Origin of the sequence: Dolichospermum circinale AWQC131C, from assembly GCF_000426905.1 — a bacterium.
Classification (GTDB): Bacteria; Cyanobacteriota; Cyanobacteriia; order Cyanobacteriales; family Nostocaceae; genus Dolichospermum; species Dolichospermum circinale.
Map to the genome: position 1 here is coordinate 1 of NZ_APIY01000417.1, position 5,749 is coordinate 5,749.

The window sequence follows — 5,749 nt, forward strand, 5'->3', positions numbered from 1 at the left end:
AAAATTTTCGGGACGGTTAGGAAAACCATCTCTTAATTGTCGTAAAACTGAAATTAATGTTTGATCTTGCAAAGAATCAATTTCATCAATAAATAATACTAAAGGTCGGTTTAAAGATTTTGCCCAACCTGATAAAAAAGTTTTAATTCTACTTCCTGGTTCTTCCTGTTGCCATTGTTTAACAGGTGGTTGAAATTCTTTGGGTAAACGTATAGAAATAGTATCATAGCAAGTTCCCAAAATTGCTAATTCTGCTGCACTGGGGTCATGATTAAATGCACTTCCCACTTCCACTGATACCATCACTGCGGCATAATTTCCTGTATCAGTAAGTTGCTGTGATAGGGCTAACATTGCGGTGGTTTTCCCTGTTTGTCGTGGTGCATGAAGGACAAAATAACTTTCTTGTTCAATTAGCTCCTCTAAATCTGGTAATCGCACTGTGGGAGATAACATATAGTGGATATCGTCTTTACAGGGACCGGCAATATTAAACCAGCGAGTCATGATGATTTTGGTAATAGGTGAACTCTTTAAGTTTACACATTTATTTAGGAAAATTATGATCTGACATGATAAAAAGGTTCACTGGTTGCGATTATTGTATAATCAAGTTGTATGGTTTTCACATTTCCGGGAGGTAAATTCATGGTTTTGGTAATCGTTAAACCAAACATTAAGGGAGGTTCTAATTATCCGAGTAATGAATGATAGTATTTTAGTTTGTTACCACAGTCATTTTCACCAACAAGGATTGATGCTGATGGAAACTCAGATGCACGGTTCACGCATTACAGAGGGTAAACGCTTAGTATATGTTGATGGAATTGCTACAGCACCTTGGAATCGTCAGGATGTGCAACGTCCACCACGATACAAGGGTGTTGGGAGTGTATTTCTGCTATTTGCCCGCACCCGTAGTTTAGAATTAGGTTATGAAGGTAGGGTAGGTTTACATTCTTTACCAGGGACAGAAAAATTCTATGATAATCAAGGAATGCTAGATTTAGGTCAGGATGAAGATTACGATGATTTAGTTTATTTTGAGTATGGTGTATGGCGTTCTCATAACAAAAACAGTGAGGGTAAGTAATGAGTCAGCAAGAATCTAATTATATTCCGTTTACCTCTAATCAAGAATTAGCTAACCCGATGGATTTATTGCTAAATGAAGAATGGTTGAGAAAAAGCATTTTAGGTGAGGAAGAAGTAGGGGGTAATATTGGTGCTGGTTTAGATTGGGGTTCTGGTTTTAGTCAAATATTACTTAATCCCGAATTGTTTTATCGTTTAAAAACTTTGCGGATTTCTTTGAATCGAGAAGTGCGTTTGTTACTCAAAGATTGGAATTTGGGAACAGCGACTTCTATAGCATCTGCTACCGCAAGAGAGAAGTTGCTGGAAAGATTCAGGCTACCTACATCTACTGTTAAAGAACATATTCAAGCTGTGTTACAAAAGGATGAACTTTTTGGTGAGGAGTTTATTTCTAATCATCAGGTATTGCGCGAACTGCTTGGGGTAATGTTGACAGAAAAAGATTGGGAAATTATTGCTTCAGTGGCGGCGGATTCGTTGAAACAGAAAATTATGAATCAGGTTTTGGTTGATAATATTTCAGCTTAGTGATCAGTAAAAATAATGGAGAATGAAAGGTTAAGGTTGGAGGTGGAAAAGTTGAGATTGTTGGTTGAGATTGTTGGAGAATGTATAACAATCCAATAGTGCTTAAGCCTGATCACATCTTGTACCAGAGCAGTTTTTTAGGACGTTGTTCCATAGGATGTTATACAGAAAAATTCTGCATAACTTGACAAGAATCGCCTCTAATATTTACTATATACCTGTATTCAAAAGTATTATACAGAAAATTTTTGTATAATACATAGTTACATAGTTATACATAAAAAGAACAAAGTACCAAAAGTTTTAAGTAAAAATGAGGTAATAGTAAAGAAACAATATGTCTAAAAAAAATCAATCAAAAAGATTAACGAATCAACATAAAGAGTCTCAAGGTGTAGTTGGTATATTTGGAAATGAAGCAAAGTCCCACGATATAGCAGTTGGACAAATTTCACGCCTTGTAATTAAACAGCTTGAAAAGGAATTTCCTCAATTATCTTTTAGATACAAAACAAGCATAAGTAAAAAAGAAATAAACGAAGCGTTACAGAAACTTGATTCAGAATTAGGGCAAACACTTTTTGTGCCAAATTCACATATTAAACCTGATGGTGGAATAATTCAAGTAAAAGACGATAACGGTAATTGGAGGGTGGTGCTTGTAACAGAAGCTAAACATCAAGGGAAAGACATTGAAAATATCCAAAAAGGAGAACTAGTTGGTAAAAAGAAGAATCAAGACTTGATGGCTGCTGGTAACGCAATAGAAAGAGCGCATAAAAACATATCAGAAATTGCTAATTTTATGCTGTCTGAATCCCATTTTCCCTACATCTTATTTCTGGAAGGGTCAAATTTTCTAACTGAAACTATTTCAATTAAAAGACCTGATGGAAGGGTGGTAACTCTTGATTATAGGAAGCTAAGTAGATTAGATAGATTGACCGCTGCAAACTATGGAATGCCAATTAACACTAATCTATGTAAAAATAAATTTGTTAAGCATCATGATAAAACAATTATGCTTCAAGCAGCTTCAATTTATACACAAGGAAATGGAGAAAAATGGGATGAACAAAAAATGTTTGATATTATGGTTGAAGTGTCTAAGTCCTCTCTTAAGGCATTAGGTAGTGAAATATTTAACCAAATTACCAATAACGAATAATACGGGTTGATAATGGCAAGAAAAGTACAGCACTCTTTGTTGAAAAAAGCAAAACAAAACAAAAATGACGAGTTTTATACACAGCTTTCAGATATAGAAAATGAGTTAAAACATTATAAAAGTCATTTTAAAAATAAAGTAGTTTTTTGTAATTGCGATGATGCTCGGATTAGCAATTTTTTTAATTACTTCGCATCAAATTTCGCAGAATTGGGTATTAAAAAATTAATAACTGCTTGTTATAGAAAACAAGAAAGGGATTTGTTTAATACCGAAGAAGTTGAAAATGGTTTTTTCTTTGAATATACAGGTCTAGAGGGAGAAAGAATTAAACCAAGTTCAACTGACATCGTTCATTTTAAAGGTGATGGCGATTTTCGTAGTCCTGAAAGTATCGAACTATTAAAGCAATCCGATATTGTTGTTACTAATCCTCCATTTTCATTATTTAGGGAGTATGTGGCTCAATTAGTTAAATACGATAAAAAATTCTTAATAATTGGCAATATTAATGCAATAACCTATAAAGAAATTTTTAAGCTAATTAAGGAAAACAAGGCGTGGTTAGGAATAAACCTTGGTAGAGGTATTTCTGGTTTCATTGTTCCCGAACACTATGAACTCTATGGCACAGAGACTAGGATTGATAGCTCTGGAAATAGAATAGTTTCTCCAAATAATTGTTTATGGTTAACAAACTTAGACACTTTTAAACGACACGAATATATTACTCTCACAAAGAGATATTTTGGAAACGAAATTGAATACCCCCATTATGACAACTATGATGGTATTAATGTTAATAAAACACAAGAGATACCATTAGACTACAAAGGATTTATGGGTGTACCTATAACATTTCTACATAAATTCAATCCCGATCAGTTTGAAATAATTAAATTTAGAAAAGGGAATGATGGAAAAGATTTGTCAATAAATGGAAAATGTCCATATTTTAGGATTATAATCAAAAATAAACGAATATTGACTGAATTATCTAACAATAGAGGAATACCACAAGTGCGATCGCCAATCTTGTAGAGTGCGTTAATGAAATGTAACGCACCTTGTAATTTTATTATTAAACATCTTTTATAAGTGCGATCGCTAATATTGGGTTAGTGCAATCGCTAATCAATTCGGATAATTTTGATTGTGGATTGCGATCTTTCAAAACAAACATCAAATTCTCGAAAAAAGTTAGTTTGCCCAAGAATTAAGGGTACATTAGAGGTTTCTACCCAGGCAAATGCTAGACGAACGGGTTCAAGATTCCCAATTTGAACTTGCACAAATAACCCCCGTGCTTCAACTTTTGCCAGATTTCCAGCCAATGGCAAGCGAACAGTTTGATTATCCCAAATCGCACCTAATTGTAACCCAATATCATAAGGTAAGACATTGACAGTAGACCCAGTATCCAGCAGTGCATTTGCAGAAATAGAAGAGTTTGCATAACTCAGAATGATAGGAATTGTGGGTAATGCTTCATCATCATTAAAGGGAAATTCCACTGTACTAGCCATCAGTAGATACCTCTTGGTGATCCTGAATCATCTGCATGAGAATGTTTGCAGCTTCCGTTGCGTGATATGGCGACCAAATCGGGTATTCTGAAGCAGAAAAAATAACTTGTAGTTCAGCGTCTGGGATTTGTGTGGCTAGGAGTTTGAAGAGTGATAACTTGTCTGACTGACTTAGATTGTTGACCAGAGGAATTAACTCAGCGAGTGACATATTTTAAACTTTGAGATATACAATAATACATTTATCATAAGCGATCTGTTCGGAAGTGAAACAAATCATCCACAAATTATTAGGATGTTTATGAATAACTGGACTATAGAACAAATTACCTTTCGTTGTGAGCGTCTTTCTGTACGTCTGGAAAAATTAGCACAGAACTTTCTGCAAATGGCATCTCTCAGTTTAAATGAATTTAATGGAGAAGCGGTACTTGAGATTATTCGAGAAATTAAAGTGTTTTTAGAATTGACAGCCATTGATTTAGATGTAGATAATGCCTTTGAATTAGCTCAAATACAACGTCAATTATCCAAATGGCATATTCATTGGTTATCAACTTGGGCAAGTGATTCTAGTCGTCTGGAAATTTCCACGTTGTCTCAAACCTGGGCAAATCGAATTAGGGAAATGGCACGAGTTCTGGTTTAAATTCCCATCTCTTAACCTTGATATCCTGCTGTTAAAAATATTCACGCCCGAATCACAGTAATTCGACGTTGATTTTCCGTCACCACCACCTCAGTTGATAACCTTTCTTCCATTGGTAAAGCATTTTTCCGCCTATCAAACACAAATAACCAACCAAAATCCAACCCCAAACGCCCTAAATAAGATTCTAATTGTTCAATTCCATCACTTTGAGGATCGCGTTTTTTATCCCGCCATACCTTTAATTCAATTCCTAAAATAACATCTTTATAACGCAGACATAAATCCATTCTATCACTACCAATGGCATATTCCCTTTCTAAAATTCCCCCACCATTAACCACACGATGTAAAAAAGCCATTAATACAATATGCGGTGCAATTTCATGGTAAGCAGCACTACTTAATAATGGTTCTCCATGCTGTCGCCAAAATTTGAGAAACGCTGTTAATAAAGCATCTATATTTAATTCACCTTCTGGGGTTAACCAAGTCGGTGCAATCATTGGTAAAGATGCCATTGGTGTTACTGTTAATACTCTGGGTAACACTTCCCGATAAATGGGATTAGCAATAGTTAAACCTCCATAGGGGTGCATTTTACATAATCCCAAATCAATCACAAATTGAATATCATCGTTGGGTATATTTCCTAATTCTAAACCTGCTAACATTGGTTCAATAATTGCTTTTATCCTGGGTTCTCGTAACCGTTCAGCTAAACTATCTAAATGAGTATCTTGACGAGTAATTAATATTTCTTTGGCTTTTAAAATGTGT

General features: G+C 34.8%; 7 protein-coding genes and 2 pseudogenes. 5 read left to right on the forward strand and 4 right to left on the reverse strand.

Features of this window, described 5'->3' with window-relative positions:
- Positions 1-507 (reverse strand): AAA family ATPase (locus tag ACIR131C_RS0100575; RefSeq protein WP_028088673.1); only part of this gene is annotated, 507 nt, incomplete at its 3' end.
- 241 nt (positions 508-748) lie between these two features.
- Between ACIR131C_RS0100575 and ACIR131C_RS21380 the strand changes: the two are divergent.
- The 4 genes and pseudogenes from ACIR131C_RS21380 to ACIR131C_RS0100595 all read left to right on the forward strand — a co-directional run.
- A pseudogene (locus ACIR131C_RS21380) lies at positions 749-1,093 on the forward strand (GNAT family N-acetyltransferase); the annotation flags it as partial.
- The gene (locus tag ACIR131C_RS0100585; RefSeq protein ID WP_028088674.1) at positions 1,093-1,626 is read left to right on the forward strand and encodes a hypothetical protein; all 534 of its coding nucleotides are present in this window, start codon (positions 1,093-1,095) and stop codon (positions 1,624-1,626) included. The pseudogene ACIR131C_RS21380 and the gene ACIR131C_RS0100585, both read left to right, overlap by 1 nt.
- 337 nt (positions 1,627-1,963) lie before the next feature.
- Complete coding sequence (locus ACIR131C_RS0100590) at positions 1,964-2,794, forward strand: EcoRI family type II restriction endonuclease (RefSeq protein ID WP_028088675.1); 831 nt, start codon at positions 1,964-1,966, stop codon at positions 2,792-2,794.
- Between the two features lie 12 nt (positions 2,795-2,806).
- Positions 2,807-3,835: an adenine-specific methyltransferase EcoRI family protein gene (locus ACIR131C_RS0100595; RefSeq protein WP_028088676.1), complete on the forward strand. Its 1,029-nt coding sequence runs from the start codon at positions 2,807-2,809 to the stop codon at positions 3,833-3,835.
- Positions 3,836-3,924: 89 nt separating this feature from the next.
- Here the strand turns inward: ACIR131C_RS0100595 and ACIR131C_RS0100600 are convergent, their stop codons facing one another.
- Positions 3,925-4,320, reverse strand: a complete 396-nt coding sequence (locus tag ACIR131C_RS0100600; RefSeq protein WP_028088677.1) for an aspartyl protease family protein — start codon at positions 4,318-4,320, stop codon at positions 3,925-3,927.
- Positions 4,313-4,531 carry a hypothetical protein gene (locus ACIR131C_RS0100605; protein ID WP_028088678.1) on the reverse strand — a complete coding sequence of 73 codons (219 nt, stop codon included), beginning with the start codon at positions 4,529-4,531 and terminating at the stop codon, positions 4,313-4,315. The genes ACIR131C_RS0100600 and ACIR131C_RS0100605 overlap by 8 nt, the downstream gene beginning before the upstream one ends.
- 90 nt (positions 4,532-4,621) lie before the next feature.
- Between ACIR131C_RS0100605 and ACIR131C_RS0100610 the strand changes: the two genes are divergently transcribed.
- The gene (locus tag ACIR131C_RS0100610) at positions 4,622-4,969 is read left to right on the forward strand and encodes a hypothetical protein (RefSeq protein ID WP_028088679.1); all 348 of its coding nucleotides are present in this window, start codon (positions 4,622-4,624) and stop codon (positions 4,967-4,969) included.
- Positions 4,970-5,010: 41 nt separating this feature from the next.
- Here ACIR131C_RS0100610 and ACIR131C_RS0100615 read toward each other — a convergent pair.
- Positions 5,011-5,749: pseudogene (locus ACIR131C_RS0100615) on the reverse strand (ATP-binding protein); the annotation flags it as partial.

What these genes read in the sequence shown, in the direction of transcription:
- ACIR131C_RS0100585 (WP_028088674.1), top strand. Translation starts at nt 1,093, where the DNA reads ATGAGTCAGCAAGAATCTAATTATATTCCGTTTACCTCTAATCAAGAA.
- ACIR131C_RS0100590 (WP_028088675.1), top strand. Translation starts at nt 1,964, where the DNA reads ATGTCTAAAAAAAATCAATCAAAAAGATTAACGAATCAACATAAAGAG.
- ACIR131C_RS0100595 (WP_028088676.1), top strand. Translation starts at nt 2,807, where the DNA reads ATGGCAAGAAAAGTACAGCACTCTTTGTTGAAAAAAGCAAAACAAAAC.
- ACIR131C_RS0100600 (WP_028088677.1), bottom strand. Translation starts at nt 4,320, where the DNA reads ATGGCTAGTACAGTGGAATTTCCCTTTAATGATGATGAAGCATTACCC.
- ACIR131C_RS0100605 (WP_028088678.1), bottom strand. Translation starts at nt 4,531, where the DNA reads ATGTCACTCGCTGAGTTAATTCCTCTGGTCAACAATCTAAGTCAGTCA.
- ACIR131C_RS0100610 (WP_028088679.1), top strand. Translation starts at nt 4,622, where the DNA reads ATGAATAACTGGACTATAGAACAAATTACCTTTCGTTGTGAGCGTCTT.